We start from the raw sequence: 19,200 nt of genomic DNA, 5'->3' as shown, positions 1-19,200 counted from the left end.
GGAGCGGCGCATGAGTTTCGCCACCACCGCGGACGGCGTCCGCCTGTACTACGAGACCGCCGGCAGCGGCACGCCGATCGTGTTCGTGCACGAGTTCGGCGGCGACCACCGCAGCTGGGAACCGCAGATGCGCTACTTCGCGCGGCGCCACCAGTGCGTCACTTTCGGCGCGCGCGGCTATCCGCCGTCGGACGTGCCGGCCGGCATGGAGCGCTATTCGCAGGCCATCGCCGCCGACGACATCGCCGCGGTGATGGATGCGCTGGGGCTGGCGCGGGCGCACATCGTGGGTCTCTCGATGGGCGGCTTCGCGACCTTGCATTTCGGCCTGCGCCATGCGGCGCGCGCGGCCTCGCTGGTGATCGCCGGCGCGGGCTACGGCGCCGAGAAGGCGCACGAGGACTACTTCCGCGGCGTGTCGCTCGAAGTGGCGCGCCAGTTCGAGGCCCAGGGCTCGGAGCGCTTCGCGCGCACCTACTCGCTGGGGGCGAGCCGCGTGCAGTTCCAGAACAAGGACCCGCGCGGCTGGCAGGAGTTCGCCACCTGGCTCGGCGAGCACGATGCCGTGGGGGCGGCCAACACCATGCGCGGCGTGCAGGCGCGCCGGCCTTCCATCTATGACCTGGAGCGGGAGCTGCGCGCCATGGCGGTGCCCTCGCTGGTGGTGGTCGGCGACGAGGACGACCACTGCCTGCAGCCCGGCATCTTCCTCAAGACGACCGTTCCGGCCTGCGGCCTCGCCGTCATGCCCAAGACCGGCCACACGCTCAACCTCGAGGAGCCCGCCGCCTTCAACGCCTTGCTGGCCGAGTTCTTCGCCCAGGTCGAGGCCGGCCAGTGGAAGCCGCGCGACCCGCGCGCGCTGCCCAGCCAGATCATGAAGACCGACTGATGAGCGAGGCAGCCTCGGCCCGGGCGCCGGCCCTCCTGCGCGTCGATGCCGACCGGTTGTGGGGCCGGCTGATGGCGCTGGCGCGCTGCGGCGCCACGCCCGCCGGCGGCGTCAACCGCCAGGCGCTCAGTGCGCAAGAAATCGCGTCCTGGCAGGTGATGATCGATTGGGCCCGGTCGGCCGGGCTGGAGCCTTCGACCGATGCGGCGGGCAACCTGTTCGTCGCGCTGCCGGGCATGGACCGCGCCGCACCGCCCGTGCTCGCCGGCAGCCACCTCGACAGCCAGCCCGGCGGCGGACGCTTCGACGGCGTGTACGGGGTGGCCGCTGCGCTCGAGGTGTTGGTCACGCTGGCGGAGCAGGGCGTGCGGCCGGCCGTGGACATCGTCTGCGTGGCCTGGATGAACGAGGAGGGATCGCGCTTCGCGCCCGGCATGATGGGCTCGGAAGCCTTCGCCGGCGTGCGCAGCCTCGAGGCCGTGCGCGCGACGCGCGATGCCGAGGGCGTGTCGGTCGCCGAGGCGCTCGATGCCTTGCATGCGGCGTTTCCCACGCTGCGGCGCCGGCCGCTCGGCTTTGCGCTGAAGGCGTACATCGAGGCGCACATCGAGCAGGGCCCGGTGCTGGAGGCGCAGGGGCGGGTGATCGGCGTCGTCACGGGCATCCAGGGAAAGAAGACCTTCGACATCGTGATCGAAGGCGAGCGAGGACATGCCGGCACGCTCGCGATGGCGGAGCGGCGCGACGCGCTGGCGGCCTTCGCGCGCACGGCTTCGGCGCTCTACAGCGAAGTCGGCGGGCACGACCCGGCCGTCAAGTTCACCATCGGCCGGCTGCAGGTCGAACCGAACGCGCCGTCGGTCGTGCCCGAGCGCGTCACGCTGCGGGTCGACCTGCGCCATCCCGACAACGCGGTGCTGGATCGGCTGGGCGCCCGGCTCGTCGCGCTCTGCGGGACCCACGCCGCGCCGTGCCGGGCCACGGTGACGCGCCTGGTCGACGCCCCTTCCAACCGCTTCGACCCGCAGTTGCAGCGGGCCATTGCCGACGCCGCCGCGCTCGACGGACAGCCATTCATGCCCATTCTTTCCGCCGCCGGCCACGACGCGCGCCACATGGCGCCGCTGTGCCCGAGCGCGATGATCTTCATCCCCTGCCGCGGCGGCGTGAGCCATGCCGAGCACGAGTGGGCCGAGCCCGCGCATGTGGCGGCAGGCGCGAACGTGCTGCTGCGCGTGCTGCTGCCCTGCGCGGGCGTCGAGGAGGGCCTGGCCCGATGAGCGTCGCGACCGATGGTCCGATGGCCGACATGGCCGACCTGCCGGTGCAGCCGCCGCACGCACCGGCCAGCGCTGCGCAGGCGCGGGCGCGCTTCTTCAATTCGGGCAACGCCTTCAATGTGAAGCTGCCCGAGGTGCCGGCGCGCCTGTTCGCGGCGCCGACGGGCGCCGAGTCCGGCGTGTTCGACTGCGACCAGCGCGACGCGCTCGGCTGCGCCTTTCCTGCCACCACGCCGCTCATGCTCGCGCGCTATGTGCGCATCGCTGCCGGCGATGTGCGAGCCGTCGGCGTCGGTGCGACCGCTTCGGTCTGGTACGTGATCTCGGGCGCCGGCCGGGTCGGTGGGATGGCGGAGCCCCTGGCCTTCGGCGCCGGCGATGTCTTCCTGCTGCCCGGCGCCCCGGGCTGCCGCCTCGAAGCGGGGGCGGGCGGCGCCCTGCTGTGGACGGTGGGCAACGAGCCGCAACTGGCCTTCGACGCCTCGCAGCCGCCGGGCCCGGCCGATGCGCCGGTCGAAGCGGTGCACTACCCCGCCGCGGAGATCGAATGCCAGTTGGCGCTGCTGTCTTCGATGGGCAGCCGCGACGGCACCTCGGGCCGGGCGCTGATCTTCTCCTCCGATCGGCAGGAGGCCGCGCGCAATCTCACGCCCACCCTGACGCTGAGCTTCAACACCCTCGCTGCGCAGACCCATCAGCGCACGCATCGCCACAATTCGGCGGCGGTGACGCTGGTGGTTCGGGGGGAGGCCTGCCACTCCATGGTCGGCGGGTCGCATTGCCCCTGGGCTCCTTGGGCCACGCTCGTGACTCCGCCGGGTGCGCCGCATTCGCACCACAACGCCGGCGACGCCGGCGCGCGCTTCCTGATCGTGCAGGACGGTGGGCTGCACTACCACATGCGGACGATGGGCTTCGAGTTCCTCGAGGCCTAGTCTGCGCTGGCGCCGCCGGCGCTCAGTTCCGCCCAGTCGAATTCCTGCAGCAGGACCCGGTAGGCGTCGTCGCCGATCACCTCGTCCCGGCGAAGTTCGAAGGCGCGCTGCCGTGCGACCGTGATCGCCCGTCGCCGGAGCGCGCCTCCGGACAATTCGTCGATCGAGGTCCCGGGTCCCGGGCTGGAATGGAGTTCCACCGCCGCGCCGTACTCCTTGCGCAACAGCTTCGCTGTCAGGCTCTCGTCGTCCTTGATCGCCTCGAGGAGTGCGCCATAGGCCTGGATCCGGCCCAGCCGGACTTCTCGGCCGACCGGGTCGTCGTCGGCCAGGCCCAACCGGCGGATCAGCGGCGCCATCGTCAACCCCTGCAAGACCAGGGTGCCGAACACCACGGCGAATGCGCAGAGCAGGATCAGGTCCCGGAACGGGAAAGGCGCGCCGCTCGGGAGCGTCTCGGGGATCGCGAAGGCGGCGGCCAGCGTCACGATGCCCCGCATGCCGGCCCAGGACAGCACCACGCTGCTGCCGAATGTGGGCGCCGCATTCGCTGCCAATCCGGGCCTGGGACGGCGTGCGCGCCAGCGCTTGATTGAGTGATAGCCGAAGACCCAGGCGAAGCGTGCCGCGATCGTCACGCACAGGACTGCGACCGCCGTGGCGATGGCATCGTTGCGCGCGCTGCCGGTCTCGAGTCGGTCCCAGATGGGCCGCAGCTGCATCCCGATGAGCACGAACGCGAATGCGTTCAGGATGAACACCGCGGACTCCCAGACCGTGAACACGGGCACGCGCATGCGGGCCGGCATCCGCGCGCCGCTGCGCCGCGCCAGGGTCATCGCGAAGGCGACCAGGGTCAGGATGCCTGAAAGTCCGATGGCTTCGGCGGCGATCCAGACGCCGAAGGTCAGGGCGAACTGGACGATCAGCGCGATCGGCACGTCGCGCAGCCGGGTCGTCAGCGAGCCCACCGCATACGCACAACCCACACCGACCCCGAGGCTGCCGAAGATGGTCAGCAGGAAGACCGGTGCAAGGCTCGCGAAGCCGAGATGGCCGGCCATCGCGGCCATGATGGCCAGCCGGTAGACCAGCAGCGAGCTGGCGTCGTTGAGCAGGCTCTCCCCCTCGAGGATCTTCAGCAGCTTGTGCGGCAGTCCGACCTGGCGCATCACCGCGGTGGCCGCCGCCGCATCGGGCGGCGCGACGATCGCGCCAAGCGCGATCGCGACCGCCCAGGGCATGCCGGGCACGAGCCAGCGCGCCACGCAGGCGACGGCCAGCACGGTGGCACCGACGGCGGCGATCACGAGGCCGGCCACCGGCCGCCAGTTGCGTCGCAGGTCGCGCAGCGACGTGTCGTAGGCCGCGTCGACCAGCACGGGTGCGACGAACAGCGTCAGGGCCAGGTGGGGATCGAGGGTCCAGTTGGGGCTGTGCGGCACGAACGCGAGCAGGGCGCCGCCGATCGCGAGGAAGGTGGGGTAGGGCGCGCCGATCCGGTTCGCCAGTGCCGCGAGCAGCGCCGCGCCGAGCAGCAGCAGGATGATCCATTCGAAGGTTGCCATGACAATGCGTGGAGTTTTTGGCCAGGCCTCGATCCAGGATACCTTCTCCTGCCGGTCGTCCGCAGCCCGGAACGCCGGGCCGCTGTCGCGCCCGGAAGCCGTGGAGGCCGCAGGGCTGGCGCAGAAGGCGCAGCTGCTGCGCGACAAAGGCTGAGCACGGCGCCGTCTACCTGCGCGAGGCGAACCACTTGTCGTGGATCTCCTCATACGTCCCGTCCTGGTAGACCTCCAGCAATGCCTCGTTGATCCGCTTGCGCAGCGGGCTGCCCAGCGCCACGACGATGCCGTACTTCTCGGGCCTGAACACGGGGCCCACGACCTGCAGCGTGCCCTTGCCCGACGTGGCGGCCCAGTATTGCAGCGTGGGCGCGTCGAAGACGATGGCCTGCACCTTGCCGCGCATCAGCAGGTCCACGCCGGCAGCGGGATTGGCAATTTCGACGACCGGCAGGTGCAGCCGCGCCAGGTAGTCGGCCGCGATGCTGCCGGGCACCGTCGCGATCGTCTTTCCGGGCAGGTCGCCCGGTCCCGCAATGCTCGAGCGCAGCCGATGCACCGTCTGCGATGAGGTGACGGTCGCAGTCAGTTGTGCGATCAGCACGATCCCCATCAGCCACACGCACGCGATCACGAGCCGCCTGAGCGCGCCTGGGGTACTTCGCTCGCCATGCTCGCCGGTGGCGATGATGAGCATCGTGTTCCAGACCTCGTTGCCGACTCCGGCCGCGTAGCCTTTGCCGAGTTCCGGATTGCGCGTGTGTTCAATGAACCAGAGCACGTTGGCCCACAAGAACACCAGCACGAGTGCCGCGGCGAACAGCTTTCCGATGGTGCTCCAGGGGATGGCCAACAAGGTCGCGAGGACCGGGCCTTCCTCTTCGGCGCGGACCATGATCTGCAGGCCGGAGTCGAAATAGGATTGCGAAAAGTCGGCAAGCTTCTCGCGCTCCGGCGTCATCACGATGGCCGAGACGGCGACGTCCGCATCGCCGCGACGTACGCTCTCCAGCTGCTCGGCGCGCGGCCCCGCATCCACCCATTCGAACTTCACGTCCATCCGGCGCGCGAGTTCGTTCCACAGGTCGACGCTGAAGCCGGCCAGCCGACCGTCCTGCCAGAACACGAAGGGTGCCAAGGGTCCGGTGGCCACGCGCAGTGGAGCGACGGGTGCTGCGACTGCCTCGGCCGCGAACGCGCCCGCAGCGAACACCAGCGTCACACACATCGTCGCGAGGCGTGCTGAACATCGGGTCATCGTGCAGAGAATATGCACCCTCGCCGCCAGGCGGATTGACGCAGCTCAAGCGCTTGTCTTCAGCGTCGCCTTCAGGAGCTGTTCGAAGCCGGATGACACCTGTTCGGCATCCATGCCCAGCTGCACGTGAACGATCGCGCCGTCGACAGCCAGCGCCAGCGATTGCGCGAGGGCACGCCGGCGTCGTCCCGGCGGCAGCGTCGATGAGATCGCCTCGATCATCTCTTCCTTGTGGACGCGGCTCACCTCGAGCACCTCGTCGCTGGACGTACCGAGTTCCACCGATGCGTTGATGAATGCACAGCCGCGAAAACGCGCGTCGGACCACCATTCCTCCAGCGTCGGAAGGAGTGCCATCGCTCCAATCCTTGCGCTCCCATGCCGGGCCAGCGCGTCCCGGAACCAGTCGATCCACAGTCGGTGCCGATGGTCGAGGTAGGAACGAATCAGGTCGTTCTTGCTCGGGAAGTGCCGGTAGAAGGTGACCTTCGTGACACCGGACGCGGCGATCAGCTTGTCGATGCCGGTCGCTCGAATTCCGTCTCCATAGAAGAGGTCGTGAGCGGTCGCGAGGATGCGCTCTCGCGCGGGCAGCTCGGCAATTTCCGGACTTCTCGATGTGGGCATGGCGCCAGTGTAGACAGCTTCGTCTACGTCTGCTACATTGAGGCCATGTAGACGAACCTGTCTACATGCCAAACCCCATCAACCTTGGAGGTCCACACCATGGAAACTCGCCCGCCGCTGCCGCCGTTCACCAGAGAATCTGCCATCCAGAAGGTCCGACTCGCCGAAGACGGGTGGAACACCCGCGATGCGGCGAAGGTCGCACTCGCCTATACGCTCGACACGAAGTGGCGCAATCGGGTCGAATTTGCCAACAGCCGTGAGGAAGCCCAGGCCTTCCTCGAGCGCAAGTGGCGCAAGGAACTGGACTACCGCCTGATCAAGGAGCTCTGGGCCTTCGATGGCAACCGCATCGCCGTCCGCTACGCCTACGAGTGGCGCGACGACTCCGGCAACTGGTTCCGCTCGTACGGAAACGAGAACTGGGAGTTCCGCGAGGACGGCCTGATGCAGCGCCGCTTTGCGTGCATCAACGACATGCCCATCCAGGCTTCGGAGCGGAAGTTCCACTGGCCGCTCGGCCGCCGTCCCGACGACCACCCCGGCCTCAGCGACCTGGGCCTCTGATCGTCCGCCGCCGGCGTTCGTCCGGGCGGTGGCGCAGGCCATTGCGCTGAAGGGGGTTGTCGCCCTAAAGTGGCGCCCAACCAGGAGGAGCCAGGATGGCGACCGAACAAGCCGCGTTCGTGTACCGGGGATACCGGGTGCATGCTTTCACCAGTCGATCGCCCTACCGGAAGCTGTGGGCTTGGGTGACCTTCGATCTCGTGACCGGGGTTCAGGGCGGCCATCCGCGCCACCTCGTCCCGGGGGAGTTCTACGACGAGGAATCGGCATTGACTGCGGCCTATGGCTATGCGAGGAGCAGGATCGACAAGGGCGAGGTCTGGGGCTGAATTTGATCTGCCTCAAGACGCGGAACGCAGAACGGAGGATGCTGAGCGATGCGAACTCCCCGGACCGTGCAGCATGACACCCGCGAGCCTGACCATCATCCGCCACGAACACCGCGCGCTGTCGGCGATGTTGCGGTCGATCTCGCTGCTGCTCGACACGCACCGGCGTCGCGGCACCTTGCCCGACTTCGATGCGCTGCAGGCCATGCTGTTCTACGTCGACGAGTTTCCCGAGAAGCTCCACCATCCGAAGGAAAGCGGCTTTCTCTTTCCGAAGCTGCGGGGTCGCACGCCGCACATGGACGCGGTGCTCGATCGGCTCGATCGCGACCACGCGCGAGGCGAGCAGGCGGTACGTGAACTCGAACACGCGCTGCTCGCCTTCCGGCTGATGGGTGGCACTGCCCAGAGGGAGGCCCGCCGGGAGGCGTTCGACTCGGCGGTGAAGCACTACGTGGACTTCTACCTCGAGCACATGGGCGTCGAGGAACGAGAGGTCCTCCCGTTCGCGGAGGCGGTTCTCAAGCCTGAAGACTGGGCCGAGATCGATGCCGAGTTCCTGAAGAACCGCGATCCGCTGATCGGCTACGAGGCCGACGAGGCGTACCGGCCGCTGTTCACCACCATCCTCGCCGCCCTCGAACATTCCGGCAACTTCGCCTCGGTGCTCGAAGCGCTCGCCGGCACTGCCAAGCCGCGATTCCCGTCGCAGCATTAGCCAGGTCCGGCTGGAAAGGCCCGCTCGCGGGGCTCATGAAAAGCCCAGCGGCTCCCCATGCAGGTCGTAGGCCGCGTAGCGGCCGAAGGCGCCCTGGCGGACGTCGTCGACCATCGCCTCGACGGCGCGCTCGGTCTCGGCGTCGCTCGGCGCACTCCGGCCCTTGCCGCAGAGGCCGGCGACGAACACCACGTGCCAGGTCGCGCCGAGCTCGCGTGCTTCGGCCGCCAGGCCCGCGAAGCTGCCGAGCGCGTCCGGTGCCTTGTCCACGCACATCACCGGCGCGAGCTCGCCGCCCTCGCCGGCCTCGAAGCGGGCCCGTTGCTCGGCACTCGCATCGGCGGGCAGGCTCGCGGCCGCGAAGACGAACAGAAGACGCTGGGGTTCGGGCTGCGATCTGGCGGCCTGCAGCAGAAGCTCGAAGTGGGACGGGTTCATGGCGTTGCTGCTACTGGACCAGCGGTGAATCGGCGGCCTCGAGGTCCACGCCTTCGATCCGGGCGTCGGCCGCGAGCAGCTGCAGGAACTGGCGCGTCGCGGCCACCAAGGCCTGCTGCCGCAGGGCCAGCTCGACCGCGGCGCGCACCGCCTCGAAGGGCCGCTGGATGCCGGGCTCGCGCGCGATGACCTCGACCACGTGCAGGCCGAAACGACTGTGGACGAGGCGCGGCAGGACGCCGACTTCGGCCCGGCCGAAGAGTTCGCGGCCGAATTCCGGCGCGCAGTCGCCGAGCTCCAGCCAGCCCAGCTCGCCGCCCTCGGCGCCGCTCGGGCAGTTCGACAGCGCCGCCGCCTGGGTGGCGAAGCTCGGCGACGCGCTGCCGTCGAAGCAGCGCACCTCCAGCATGGCCATCTCCGCGCGCCTTCGCAGCGCCACCACGTCCACGCCGGGCGTCACCGCGAAGAGGATGTGTCGCACGCGCACCCGCTCGCCGCCGCGATACTGGCCCTCGTGGGCGGCGTGATAGCGCCTGCATGTCTCCTCCGAGGGGGCGGGCAGCGAGATCGAGCGGTCGAGGAGCGCCTCGATCGCGTCGGTGGCGGCCTCGCTGGTCGCACCGTCGACCGAGGCCGCGTCCGCCCGGTCGAGCAATCCGGCAGCCTGCGCGGCCTGGCGCAGCAGTTCGGTGCAGGCGCGCTGGCGCAGTTCCTCGGCCGACAGCAGCAGTCCCGGCGCATGAAGCGCGACACCGTTGACGCGGGCGATGGGCGGCACCCCGAGGGCCGGATCCGTTGCGATGGGTTCGACTTGCATGGGGCTGCCCTCAATCGTTCGCGCCGGACGAACGCGGCTGGTTCTGTCCGGGCGGCACATTGAGCCGCCGGCTGCGGACCACCTGGTAGGGCCGCAGAAGGTAGCCGACCGAAGCGAATCCGCTCCACACATGGACCAGGCGGCTGAAGGGAAAGAGAAGAAAGATCGTCATCCCCAGCACCAGGTGGAACAGGTACGGCCACGGCAGGCCCGCGAGCAGCTCGGCGTCGACGGCCCGCAAGGTGAGGATGCGCTGCGCCCAGTCCGCAAGGATGAGCATCACGCTGCCGTCCGAGTGCGCCCAGGAGAAGGGCAGGGTGATCAGCCCCACCACCAGCTGCACCCAGAGGATCAGCAGGATCGCGATGTCGGTCCGGTGGCTGGTGTAGCGGATCCGCGGATCGAACAGCCGGCGGTAGATCAGCATCGACAGCCCGATGAAGCAGAGCACGCCGAAGATGCCGCCCGAATAGATGGCGATCTTCTGCTTGACCGGTGCTTCGAGGAAGTGGCTGTAGAAGGCGTGCGGCGCGAGCAGGCCCACGAAATGCCCGAAGAACAGGAACAGGATGCCCACGTGGAAGAGGTTGCTGCCCCAGCGCAGCAGGCCGCTGCGAAGGAGCTGCGACGAATCGCTCTTCCAGGTGTACTGGTCGCGATCGAAGCGGATCAGGCTGCCGAGGAGAAACACCGTGAGGCAGATGTACGGATAGACACCAAAGACAAAGCCGTGCAGCGTGATCATGCGCGTTCTCCTTCGACAGGGCGGTCCCTGCGGACGATGTGAATGGGTTGCGGCTGGTCCGGTCGGCCCTGGCCCTTGACAGAACAGCCGTCGAAGACCACCGGCTCCTCCCAGCTGGCGTCCAATGGCTCCTCGGGCGCGATCACCACCGGCTGCGCGGTCTCGCCCGCGAGTTCGAGCAGCGCGCCGAGCACGCTGGCGTAGGCACTCTGGCGCTGCTGAAGCGCCGCGAAGATCGCGTTGAACAGGTGCGCCATCTCCGCCAGGAACTGGCGCGCCTCGCGTGGCGGCTGGGTCGACGCGAACTCCAGCACGACCGGCAGGAAATCGGGCAGCTCGTCCTCGCGGACGAAGAGGCCGGCGGCCTCGTAGGTGCGCGCCAGATCGATCATGGCCGGCCCCCGGTCGCGCGAGTCGCCGTGGACATGTTCGAACAGGTGCAGCGAAGTGGCCCGGCCGCGGTCGAACAGGTCGACGTAGCGGGCCTCGCTTTCCAGCGGGCCGGCGCGGCCGAGCAAGTCGAGCAGCGCGTCGAGTTCGGCGAGCCGCGAAGGCGACAGGGCGCGCTCGTCGTGAAGCGCGCTGCGCAGCGCCTCGAGGTTCCGGCGCAGCTCGTCATCGGGATAGCCGAGCAGGCGGCCCAGCGCGCGCAGGCTCCTGGAAGCCGCGGGTGCATGCTTGAAGATCGACATGCTCAGACCTCCGCCTTGATCGGGATCGTGCGCTTGCGGTGGCCGCCGAAGAGGCTCACATCGCTCGAACCGTCCGAACAGCCATTGCCGAAGGAGAAGCCGCAGCCGCCGCGGACGTCGAAGGTGTTCTCGGCATATTCGCGATGGCTGGTCGGAATCACGAAGCGGTCCTCGTAGTTGGCGATCGCCATGACGTGGTACATGTCCTCGACCTCGGCCTGGCTGATGCCGACCTGCTCCAGCGCGTCCAGGTTGATGCGTCCGTCGACATGCTTCTCGCGCTGGTAGGCGCGCATGGCCAGCATGCGCTCGAGCGCCCGCACCACCGGCTGCGTGTCGCCGGCGGTCAGCAGGTTCGCGAGGTACTTGACCGGGATGCGCAACTGGTTCACGTCGGGTATCTGGCCATTGATGCCCACGTGGCCGGCGTTCGCGGCGGCGGTGATGGGCGACAGCGGCGGCACGTACCAGACCATCGGCAGCGTGCGGTACTCGGGATGCAGCGGCAGCGCGACCTTCCAGTCGACTGCCATCTTGTAGACCGGGCTCTTGCGCGCGGCCTCCATCCAGGCGTCCGGAATGTTGTCGATGCGCGCCTGCGCGATGACCGCCGGATCGTTCGGATCGAGAAAGATGTCGAGCTGCGCCTGGTACAGGTCGCGGTCGTGTTCCACGCTCGCCGCTTCCTGGATGCGGTCCGCGTCATACAGCAGCACACCCAGGTAGCGGATGCGCCCGACGCAGGTCTCGCTGCACACCGTCGGCTGGCCGGCCTCGATGCGCGGGTAGCAGAAGGTGCACTTCTCCGCCTTGCCGCTCTTCCAGTTGTAGTAGATCTTCTTGTACGGGCAGCCCGAGACGCACATCCGCCAGCCCCGGCACTTGTCCTGGTCGATCAGCACGATGCCGTCCTCCTCGCGCTTGTAGATCGAGCCCGACGGGCAGCTCGCCACGCAGGCCGGATTGAGGCAGTGCTCGCACAGGCGCGGCAGGTACATCATGAAGGTGTTCTCGAACTCGCCGTAGATGTCCTTCTGGATGTCGTCGAAGTTCTTGTCCTTGCTGCGCTTGCTGAACTCGCCGCCGAGGATCTCCTCCCAGTTCGGGCCCCATTCGATCTTCTCCATGCGCTGGCCCGTGATCAGGCTGCGCGGGCGCGCGGTGGGCGTGGCCTTCATTTCGGGCGCCGACTGCAGGTGGCCATAGTCGAAGGTGAAGGGCTCGTAGTAGTCGTCGATCTGCGGCATGCTCGGGTTCGCGAAGATGCGCATCAGCAGCTTCCAGCGCGCGCCCTGCCGCGGCTCGATGCGGCCGTTGGGCTTGCGTACCCAGCCGCCGTTCCACTTGTCCTGGTTCTCCCACTCCTTCGGGTAGCCGATGCCGGGCTTGGTCTCGACGTTGTTGAACCATGCGTACTCCATGCCGGGACGGCTGGTCCAGACGTTCTTGCAGGTCACCGAGCAGGTGTGGCAGCCGATGCACTTGTCGAGATTGAGCACCATGCCGATCTGGGCGCGTATCTTCATGCTGCCTCCCCGAGTTGTTGCACCACCTCGGCCCGCTCGTCGCCGCGTGGCGTGTCGAGCCAGTCGACCTTGTCCATCTTGCGCACGACCACGAACTCGTCGCGGTTGGTGCCGATGGTCCCGTAGTAGTTGAAGCCGTAGGAAAGCTGCGCGTAGCCGCCGATCATGTGGGTCGGCTTGAGCACGATGCGGGTCACCGAGTTGTGGATGCCGCCGCGCTGGCCGGTGATCTCCGAACCCGGCGTGTTCACGATCTTCTCCTGCGCGTGGTACATCATGACCATGCCCGGCTTGATGCGCTGGCTGACCACGGCACGGGCCGCGATGGCGCCGTTCACGTTGTAGAGCTCCACCCAGTCGTTGTCCTCGACGCCGATGGCCTTCGCATCGTCTTCGCTGAGCCAGATGATCGGGCCGCCGCGGCTCAGCGTGAGCATCAGCAGATTGTCGGTGTAGGTCGAGTGAATGCCCCACTTCTGGTGCGGCGTGATGAAGTTCAGCAGGATCTCGGCGTTGCCGTTGGAGCGGATGCCGTGCATGCCGGCGGTGGCCTTCAGGTTCACCGGCGGCCGGTAGCTGGCGAAGCCCTCGCCGAAGGCCAGCATCCACGGATGGTCCTGGTAGAACTGCTGCCGCCCTGTCAGCGTGCGCCAGGGGATCAGCTCGTGCACGTTGGTGTAGCCGGCGTTGTACGACACCGTCTCCGACTCGATGCCGCTCCAGGTCGGCGAGCTGATGATCTTCCGCGGCTGCGCCTGGATGTCCCTGAAGCGGATCTTCTCGTCCTCGCGGTGCAGCGCCAGGTGCGCGTGGTCGCGCCCGGTCTGCTTCGACAGCGCCTCCCAGGCCTTCACCGCCACGTGCCCATTGGTCTCGGGCGCGAACTGCAGGATCATCTCGCAGGCATCGATGTCACTGTCGATCCGGGGCATGCCGCAGGTGGCGCCTTCCTCGGTGACGACCCCGTTCAGCTGGCCGAGCTGGCGCACCTCGGTCTGGGTGTTCCACGCAATGCCCTTGCCGCCGTTGCCGATCTTGTTCATCAAGGGCCCGACCGCGGTGAAGCGCTTGTAGACATTCGGATAGTCGCGCTCGACGACGCTCAGGCCCGGCGCGGTCTTGCCCGGCACCAGCTCGCATTCGCCGCGCTTCCAGTCTTTCACCTCGAAAGGCTGGGCCAGCTCGCCGGGCGAGTCGTGCATCAGGGGCGTCAGCACCACCTCGCTCTCCACGCCGAGATGACCCACGCAGATCTCGCTGAACTTCTTCGCGAAGCCCTTGTAGATCTCCCAGTCGCTCTTCGATTGCCAGACCGGGTCCACCGCCGTGGACAGCGGATGAATGAAGGGATGCATGTCGCTGGTGTTCAGGTCGTTCTTCTCGTACCAGGTCGCCGTCGGCAGCACGATGTCGGAATACAGGCAGGTCGTGCTCATGCGGAAGTCGAGGGTGACCAGCAGGTCGAGCTTGCCCTCTGGCGCCTTGTCGTGCCAGACGACCTCGGTGGGCTTGGCTTCCTCGCTGCCGAGATCCTTGCCCTGCACCCCGTTGCTGGTGCCCAGCAGGTGCTTGAGGAAGTACTCGTGGCCCTTGCCCGAGGAGCCGATGATGTTGGACCGCCAGACGAACATGTTGCGCGGCCAGTTGTCGGGATGGTCGGGGTCCTCGCAGCTCATGCGCAGCGTGCCGTCCCGCAGCGACTGGACGACATAGTCCTTCGCCTCCATGCCCGCGGCCTGCGCGTCGCGCACCACCTGCATCGGGTTCGTCTGCAGCTGCGGTGCCGAGGGCAGCCAGCCCATGCGCTCGGCGCGCACGTTGTAGTCGATCATGCTGCCGCCGTAGCGCGCCTTGTCCGCGAGCGGCGACAGGACCTCGTCGACGCCCAGCTTCTCGTAGCGCCATTGATCGGTGTGGGCATAGAAGAAGCTCGTCGAGTTCATCTGCCGCGGCGGCCGGATCCAGTCGAGCGCGAAGGCCAGCGGCGTCCAGCCGGTCTGCGGGCGCAGCTTCTCCTGGCCGACATAGTGGGACCAGCCGCCGCCGCTCTTGCCGATGCAGCCGCACATCATCAGCATGTTGATGACGCCACGGTAGTTCATGTCGCTGTGGTACCAGTGGTTCATGCCGGCGCCGATGATCACCATCGAGCGGCCCTGGGTCTTGTCGGCGTTCTCGGCGAACTGGCGCGCGACGCTGATGACCTGGTCGCGCGGCACGCCGGTGATCTGCTCCTGCCAGGCCGGCGTGTAGGGCGTGTTGTCGTCGAAGTCGGTGGCGGCCAGTTCTCCGGGCAGGCCGCGCGCAACGCCGTACTGGGCGGCCTGGAGGTCGAACACCGTGGCCACCAGGGCCTCGCGCTTCTCGCCTTCCTTGCCCAGGGGGATTCGCTGGACCGGCACCGTGCGCACCAGCACGTCGTCCTGCGCGTTGGAAGCGAAGTGCGCGTGAGGGATGCCGCCGAAGTACGGAAACCCGACCCTGGCGACCTGGTCGCCGGGATGCTCGCCTTCGAGCAGCGAGAGCTTGAGATTCACTTCGTGGCCGTTGCGCGCCTCGCGGGCCTCCAGATTCCATTGGCCGGTGTCGGCACGGCCGTCCGGCCCCCAGCGGAAGCCGATCGCGCCGTGCGGCAGCACCACCTTGCCCTGGGCGTCGAAGGCGACCGTCTTCCACTCGGGATTGTTGGCCTGGCCCAGCTTGCCGTTGAAGTCGGACGCGCGCACGTAGCGGTCCGGCACCATCACGGTCTCGCCGTTGGCGAGCCGGTGCTCCTTCAGCATCACCAGCATCGGCAGGTCGGTGTAGCGGCGGGCATAGTCGTCGAAGTAGGCCGAGCGCGGCTGGCCGTTGCCGCCGAAGTAGAAGTCCTTCAGGATGACGTGGCCCATCGCCATGGCCAGCGCTGCGTCGGTGCCCTGCTTCGGATGCAGCCACAGGTCGGACAGCTTCGCGACCTCGGAGTAGTCCGGCGTGATCGCGACGGTCTTGGTGCCCTTGTAGCGGACCTCGGTGAAGAAGTGGGCGTCCGGCGTGCGCGTCTGTGGCACGTTCGAGCCCCAGGCGATGATGAAGCTCGAGTTGTACCAGTCGGCGGATTCGGGCACGTCCGTCTGCTCGCCCCAGATCTGCGGGCTCGCGGGCGGCAGGTCGCAGTACCAGTCGTAGAAGCTCATGCAGACCCCGCCCAGCAGGCTCAGGTAGCGGCTCCCCGCCGCGTAGCTGACCATCGACATGGCCGGGATCGGCGAGAAGCCGATGATGCGGTCCGCGCCGTGCTTCTTGATGGTGTGGACGTTCGCGGCCGCGATGATCTCGTTGACCTCGTCCCAGGTCGAGCGCACGAAGCCGCCCAGGCCGCGAACGCCCTGGTAGTCGCGCCGCTTGGCGTCGTCATGCACGATCGCCGCCCAGGCTTCGACCGGATCGAGCGCCATGCGCGCCTCGCGCCAATGCTGCAGCAGCCGCCCGCGCACCATCGGGTACTTGACGCGGTTGGCGCTGTAGAGGTACCAGCTGTAGCTGGCGCCGCGCGCGCAGCCGCGCGGTTCGTGGTTGGGCATGTCCCAGCGGGTGCGTGGATAGTCCGTCTGCTGGGTCTCCCAGGTCACGATGCCGCCCTTGACGTAGATCTTCCACGAGCAGGAGCCGGTGCAGTTGACGCCGTGGGTGGAGCGCACGATCTTGTCGTGCGCCCAGCGGTTGCGGTAGGCGTCCTCCCATGTGCGGTCCTCGCCCGTGGTGACGCCGAGGTCGCCCGAGAAGCCTTCGCGCGGGTTCGAGAAGTGTTTGAGGCGATCGAGAAAATGGCTCATGAAAAGTCTCCGGAAAGAGGGCGCTCAGGGGTTCTTCACGTACGCCGCCGGGCGCAGGTAGAACCACCAGTTGAGAACGAGGCAAAGGGCGTAGAACGCCGCGAAGCCGTACATGGCGATCTCGGGCGTGCCGGCCTTGATCTGCGCGCCGATCACGACCGGCGCGACGAAGGCGCCATAGGCGGCCACGGCCGAGGTCCAGCCCAGCACCGGACCGGCCTGCTGGCGGTCGAAGATCACGCCGATGGTCCGGAAGGTCGAGCCGTTGCCGATGCCGCTGGCCGTGAACAGCACCACGAACAGCACCATGAACAGCAGGAAGTGCTGCTCCGGCGCCGGCGACCGGTAGGCCAGCAGCATCACGTAGCCGACCGCGACCGAGGCGGCCACCATCACCGCCGAGATGATCTGGGTGACGATCGAGCCGCCGATGCGGTCGGAGATCCAGCCACCGACCGGCCGCACCAGGGCGCCGACGAAAGGGCCGATCCACGCGTAGGTCAGGGCCGAGGGCGCATTCGGGTTCTTCAGCGTGTGCTGCATCACGCCCGCCGCATCCGGCACATGGCTGATGCCGAAGATCACCGTGATCGACAGCGGCAGCGCCATCGAGAAGCCGATGAAGGAGCCGAAAGTCACGATGTAGAGCAGCGTCAGCGCCCAGGTGTGCCGATTGCGGAAGATCTCGAACTGCTTGGCGACGCCTTCGGCCATCGTGCCGAAGGCCGTGACTTTCATCATCAGCAGCGTGCCGACGATGATCAGCGGCATGGCCGCCCACATGTTGAGCAGGCCCAAACCGGTCGGCGCCGGCAGGTACAGATACAGGCCGACGCCCGCAGGCACGAAGGACAGCGTGTAGAGCCAGATGATCTTGAGAAAGGCGACGAGGGTGCCGCCGGTGTCGGGCGACACCGTCTTCAGGTTGTTCATGCCGAACCAGCACACGGCCGCCAGCGGAACCAGGGACAGCAGCCAGGCGAAGCCGGCGTTCTGGATCCAGGTCGGCGTGCCGGCCAGGATCTTGCCGAAGATCCAGCCGCTGTCCTTCACCAGCGTCATCGGCTCTCCGCCGAAGGCGCCGAACAAGCCCACCGTCATGACCAGCGGGATCACGATCTGCATGCTGGTGACGCCGAAATTGCCGAGGCCGGCATTGAGCCCCAGGGCCGTGCCCTGCAGCCGCTTCGGAAAGAAGGTGCTGATGTTCGACATCGAGCTCGCGAAGTTGCCGCCGCCCACGCCCGACCAGAGCGCCATGAGCTGGAAGGCCCAGAGCGGCCAGTCCTTGTGCTGCAGCACGATGCCGGTGCCGATGGCGGGGGCCAGCAGCATCGCGGTCGTGAGGAAGATGGTGTTGCGCCCGCCCGCGAGGCGGATCAGGAACGAGGCCGGGATCCGCATCGTCGCGCCGGCCAGGCCCGCGATGGCGGTCAGGGAGAACAGCTCGGCCTGGCTGAACGGGAAGCCCAGGTTCAGCATCTGCACCGTGATGATTCCCCACATGCCCCAGATCGCGAAGCCGCACAGCAGGCAGGGGACCGAGATCCAGAGATTTCGGTAGGCGATGCGCTTGCCGGTGGATTCCCAGAAGGCCTCGTCCTCCGGACGCCAGTCGGGGATGTCGGTGCCGCCGGTGGGGCGCGGTGCCGTGCCTTGAAGTGGAGATGTGTTCATGAAGGGTGCCTGCGGAGGTTGGTGGGATCAGCCCTTGAGGCTGAAGGCCCGTGCGCGCTTGCCCATCACTTCGGTGCCGCGCACCTCGGTCCAGTACATCCAGATCAGCGAGACCCAGACCACGCCGTACATCAGCATGAAGGCGCTGGAACGGATGCCGGTGATGTCCATCAGCGCGCCGAACATGATCGGAAGGACGAAGCCGCCCAGGCCGCCGGCCAGGCCGACGATGCCGCTGACGGTGCCGATGTTCGACGGGAATTCGTCGGCGATGTACTTGAACACCGACGCCTTGCCGAAGGCGAAGGCGATGCCGAGCAGGAACATCAGGCCGGTGAAGGCATAGACGTTCAGGCCAAGGTGGAAGGTCTTCGGCCCGTCCACGGTCGCCACCGTGAAGTCGGTCTGCGGATAGCTCAGCAGGAACAGGCAGATCCAGCTCACCCACATCACCCACCAGGTGACCGGGTGCGCGCCGTAGCGGTCGCTGAGCCATCCGCCCACCGCGCGCAAGACGCCGCCCGGCAGCGAGAAGCAGGCGGCCAGCAGCGCGGCCACGCGGATGTCGAGGCCGAACTCGCCGATGTAGTACTGCACCATCCAGAGGCTCAGCGCGACATAGCCGCCGAAGACGATGCTGTAGTACTGGCAGTACTTGATGACCTTCGGGTCCTTCAGCGCCCGCAGCTGGTCGACGAATCGGGTGTTGCTCGGCACCAGGTGCGCGGGGTCGCTGGCGCTGAACAGCCAGAACAGGAGCATCGCGCCGAGCATGACGGCCGCGTAGACCTGCGGCACCATGGCCCATCCGAAAGCCACCACCAGCGCCGGCGCGACGAACTTGTTGACGGCCGCGCCCGAGTTGCCGGCGCCGTAGATGCCCATCGCGAAGCCCTGCTGGTTCTTGGGAAACCAGCGTGCGACATAGGGCGTGCCGACCGAGAAGGAACCGCCGGCCAGTCCCACGAACAGGCCGATCAGCAGGAAATGCCAGTAGGCGGTGGCGTAGCTCATGAGCCAGATCGCCGGCACGGTGACGGCCATCAGCAGCGTCATGACGATGCGGCCGCCGTACTTGTCGGTCCAGATGCCCAGGGGCACGCGGACCAGCGATCCGGTCAGCACCGGCATGGCGGTCAGCAGGCCGAACTCGGTGGCGTTGAGGCCCAGCGTTTTCTTGATCGGAATGCCGATCACGCCGAACATCATCCACACCATGAAGCACACGGTGAATGCCAGCGTGCTGACCATCAGGACCGCCAGGGCCTGGCTCTTCTTGCTCATTGTCGCGTCCGCTCGTTGTGCATGAGAGGACTCTA

The 19,200-nt window shown here is 67.7% G+C and carries 18 protein-coding genes; 7 read left to right on the top strand and 11 right to left on the bottom strand.

The window, feature by feature from the left end; all coding sequences use genetic code 11:
* Positions 1–10 precede the first annotated feature (10 nt).
* From AC1DYD_RS29135 to AC1DYD_RS29125, 3 genes are read left to right on the top strand one after another with little or no spacing between them, the layout of a single operon-like run.
* On the top strand, positions 11–892 hold the full coding sequence (locus AC1DYD_RS29135; protein ID WP_478176234.1) for an alpha/beta fold hydrolase: 882 nt from the start codon (positions 11–13) through the stop codon (positions 890–892).
* Positions 892–2,172: a Zn-dependent hydrolase gene (locus AC1DYD_RS29130; RefSeq protein ID WP_478176233.1), complete on the top strand. Its 1,281-nt coding sequence runs from the start codon at positions 892–894 to the stop codon at positions 2,170–2,172. Before AC1DYD_RS29135 ends, AC1DYD_RS29130 begins: the two co-directional genes overlap by 1 nt.
* On the top strand, positions 2,169–3,107 hold the full coding sequence (locus AC1DYD_RS29125) for a cupin domain-containing protein (protein WP_478176232.1): 939 nt from the start codon (positions 2,169–2,171) through the stop codon (positions 3,105–3,107). The genes AC1DYD_RS29130 and AC1DYD_RS29125 overlap by 4 nt, the downstream gene beginning before the upstream one ends.
* Here the strand turns inward: AC1DYD_RS29125 and AC1DYD_RS29120 are convergent.
* The gene (locus AC1DYD_RS29120; RefSeq protein WP_478176231.1) at positions 3,104–4,675 is read right to left on the bottom strand and encodes a cation:proton antiporter; all 1,572 of its coding nucleotides are present in this window, start codon (positions 4,673–4,675) and stop codon (positions 3,104–3,106) included. The genes AC1DYD_RS29125 and AC1DYD_RS29120 overlap by 4 nt on opposite strands.
* Between AC1DYD_RS29120 and AC1DYD_RS29115 the strand changes: the two genes are divergently transcribed.
* Positions 4,653–4,829 (top strand): hypothetical protein, encoded by a 177-nt coding sequence (locus AC1DYD_RS29115; protein ID WP_478176230.1) that lies wholly within the window; start codon positions 4,653–4,655, stop codon positions 4,827–4,829. The genes AC1DYD_RS29120 and AC1DYD_RS29115 overlap by 23 nt on opposite strands.
* Before the next feature lie 12 nt (positions 4,830–4,841).
* Here AC1DYD_RS29115 and AC1DYD_RS29110 read toward each other — a convergent pair whose 3' ends face one another.
* Together AC1DYD_RS29110 and AC1DYD_RS29105 are read right to left on the bottom strand one after the other, a co-directional pair.
* Positions 4,842–5,930, bottom strand: a complete 1,089-nt coding sequence (locus tag AC1DYD_RS29110; protein ID WP_478176229.1) for a transporter substrate-binding domain-containing protein — start codon at positions 5,928–5,930, stop codon at positions 4,842–4,844.
* 45 nt (positions 5,931–5,975) lie between these two features.
* Positions 5,976–6,557: a TetR/AcrR family transcriptional regulator gene (locus tag AC1DYD_RS29105; protein ID WP_478176228.1), complete on the bottom strand. Its 582-nt coding sequence runs from the start codon at positions 6,555–6,557 to the stop codon at positions 5,976–5,978.
* A gap of 99 nt (positions 6,558–6,656) precedes the next feature.
* On the opposite strand from AC1DYD_RS29105, the gene AC1DYD_RS29100 reads away from it, so the two are divergent.
* The 3 genes from AC1DYD_RS29100 (at position 6,657) to AC1DYD_RS29090 (ending at position 8,171) form a co-directional block, all read left to right on the top strand.
* The gene (locus tag AC1DYD_RS29100; protein ID WP_478176251.1) at positions 6,657–7,124 is read left to right on the top strand and encodes a nuclear transport factor 2 family protein; all 468 of its coding nucleotides are present in this window, start codon (positions 6,657–6,659) and stop codon (positions 7,122–7,124) included.
* A 95-nt stretch (positions 7,125–7,219) separates the two neighbouring features.
* Positions 7,220–7,453 (top strand): hypothetical protein, encoded by a 234-nt coding sequence (locus AC1DYD_RS29095; RefSeq protein WP_478176227.1) that lies wholly within the window; start codon positions 7,220–7,222, stop codon positions 7,451–7,453.
* Between the two features lie 73 nt (positions 7,454–7,526).
* Positions 7,527–8,171, top strand: coding sequence for a hemerythrin domain-containing protein (locus AC1DYD_RS29090; protein ID WP_478176226.1), 645 nt, complete (start codon positions 7,527–7,529; stop codon positions 8,169–8,171).
* Positions 8,172–8,204: 33 nt separating this feature from the next.
* On the opposite strand, the gene AC1DYD_RS29085 is transcribed toward AC1DYD_RS29090, so the two are convergent.
* From AC1DYD_RS29085 to AC1DYD_RS29050, 8 genes are read right to left on the bottom strand one after another with little or no spacing between them, the layout of a single operon-like run.
* On the bottom strand, positions 8,205–8,609 hold the full coding sequence (locus AC1DYD_RS29085) for a ribonucleotide reductase subunit alpha (RefSeq protein ID WP_478176225.1): 405 nt from the start codon (positions 8,607–8,609) through the stop codon (positions 8,205–8,207).
* 10 nt (positions 8,610–8,619) lie between these two features.
* Complete coding sequence (locus AC1DYD_RS29080) at positions 8,620–9,426, bottom strand: peptidylprolyl isomerase (RefSeq protein ID WP_478176224.1); 807 nt, start codon at positions 9,424–9,426, stop codon at positions 8,620–8,622.
* A gap of 10 nt (positions 9,427–9,436) precedes the next feature.
* Positions 9,437–10,171: a respiratory nitrate reductase subunit gamma gene (narI, locus tag AC1DYD_RS29075; protein ID WP_478176223.1), complete on the bottom strand. Its 735-nt coding sequence runs from the start codon at positions 10,169–10,171 to the stop codon at positions 9,437–9,439.
* Complete coding sequence (gene narJ / locus AC1DYD_RS29070; RefSeq protein WP_478176250.1) at positions 10,168–10,857, bottom strand: nitrate reductase molybdenum cofactor assembly chaperone; 690 nt, start codon at positions 10,855–10,857, stop codon at positions 10,168–10,170. The genes narI and narJ overlap by 4 nt, the downstream gene beginning before the upstream one ends.
* Positions 10,858–10,865: 8 nt before the next feature.
* A complete protein-coding gene (gene narH, locus AC1DYD_RS29065; RefSeq protein ID WP_478176222.1) occupies positions 10,866–12,389 on the bottom strand; it encodes a nitrate reductase subunit beta in 1,524 nt (507 codons plus the stop codon).
* Complete coding sequence (locus tag AC1DYD_RS29060; RefSeq protein WP_478176221.1) at positions 12,386–16,204, bottom strand: nitrate reductase subunit alpha; 3,819 nt, start codon at positions 16,202–16,204, stop codon at positions 12,386–12,388. Before AC1DYD_RS29060 ends, narH begins: the two co-directional genes overlap by 4 nt.
* 24 nt (positions 16,205–16,228) lie before the next feature.
* On the bottom strand, positions 16,229–17,881 hold the full coding sequence (locus AC1DYD_RS29055) for an MFS transporter (RefSeq protein WP_478176220.1): 1,653 nt from the start codon (positions 17,879–17,881) through the stop codon (positions 16,229–16,231).
* A gap of 27 nt (positions 17,882–17,908) precedes the next feature.
* Positions 17,909–19,165, bottom strand: coding sequence for an MFS transporter (locus AC1DYD_RS29050; protein WP_478176219.1), 1,257 nt, complete (start codon positions 19,163–19,165; stop codon positions 17,909–17,911).
* Positions 19,166–19,200 lie beyond the last annotated feature (35 nt).

The sequence above is a fragment of the Variovorax sp. P4_B11 genome (genome assembly GCF_056402355.1).
Note: the sequence above shows the minus strand (reverse complement) of the source record. Positions and strands in the feature narration are given on the sequence as shown.

Coding starts and splice junctions, on each gene's coding strand:
- AC1DYD_RS29110 (WP_478176229.1), bottom strand. CDS start 5,930: ATGACCCGATGTTCAGCACGCCTCGCGACGATGTGTGTGACGCTGGTG.
- AC1DYD_RS29050 (WP_478176219.1), bottom strand. CDS start 19,165: ATGAGCAAGAAGAGCCAGGCCCTGGCGGTCCTGATGGTCAGCACGCTG.
- AC1DYD_RS29115 (WP_478176230.1), top strand. CDS start 4,653: ATGATCCATTCGAAGGTTGCCATGACAATGCGTGGAGTTTTTGGCCAG.
- AC1DYD_RS29120 (WP_478176231.1), bottom strand. CDS start 4,675: ATGGCAACCTTCGAATGGATCATCCTGCTGCTGCTCGGCGCGGCGCTG.
- AC1DYD_RS29060 (WP_478176221.1), bottom strand. CDS start 16,204: ATGAGCCATTTTCTCGATCGCCTCAAACACTTCTCGAACCCGCGCGAA.
- AC1DYD_RS29100 (WP_478176251.1), top strand. CDS start 6,657: ATGGAAACTCGCCCGCCGCTGCCGCCGTTCACCAGAGAATCTGCCATC.
- AC1DYD_RS29090 (WP_478176226.1), top strand. CDS start 7,527: ATGACACCCGCGAGCCTGACCATCATCCGCCACGAACACCGCGCGCTG.
- AC1DYD_RS29055 (WP_478176220.1), bottom strand. CDS start 17,881: ATGAACACATCTCCACTTCAAGGCACGGCACCGCGCCCCACCGGCGGC.
- AC1DYD_RS29095 (WP_478176227.1), top strand. CDS start 7,220: ATGGCGACCGAACAAGCCGCGTTCGTGTACCGGGGATACCGGGTGCAT.
- narI (WP_478176223.1), bottom strand. CDS start 10,171: ATGATCACGCTGCACGGCTTTGTCTTTGGTGTCTATCCGTACATCTGC.
- AC1DYD_RS29105 (WP_478176228.1), bottom strand. CDS start 6,557: ATGCCCACATCGAGAAGTCCGGAAATTGCCGAGCTGCCCGCGCGAGAG.
- AC1DYD_RS29135 (WP_478176234.1), top strand. CDS start 11: ATGAGTTTCGCCACCACCGCGGACGGCGTCCGCCTGTACTACGAGACC.
- AC1DYD_RS29085 (WP_478176225.1), bottom strand. CDS start 8,609: ATGAACCCGTCCCACTTCGAGCTTCTGCTGCAGGCCGCCAGATCGCAG.
- AC1DYD_RS29080 (WP_478176224.1), bottom strand. CDS start 9,426: ATGCAAGTCGAACCCATCGCAACGGATCCGGCCCTCGGGGTGCCGCCC.
- AC1DYD_RS29125 (WP_478176232.1), top strand. CDS start 2,169: ATGAGCGTCGCGACCGATGGTCCGATGGCCGACATGGCCGACCTGCCG.
- narH (WP_478176222.1), bottom strand. CDS start 12,389: ATGAAGATACGCGCCCAGATCGGCATGGTGCTCAATCTCGACAAGTGC.
- AC1DYD_RS29130 (WP_478176233.1), top strand. CDS start 892: ATGAGCGAGGCAGCCTCGGCCCGGGCGCCGGCCCTCCTGCGCGTCGAT.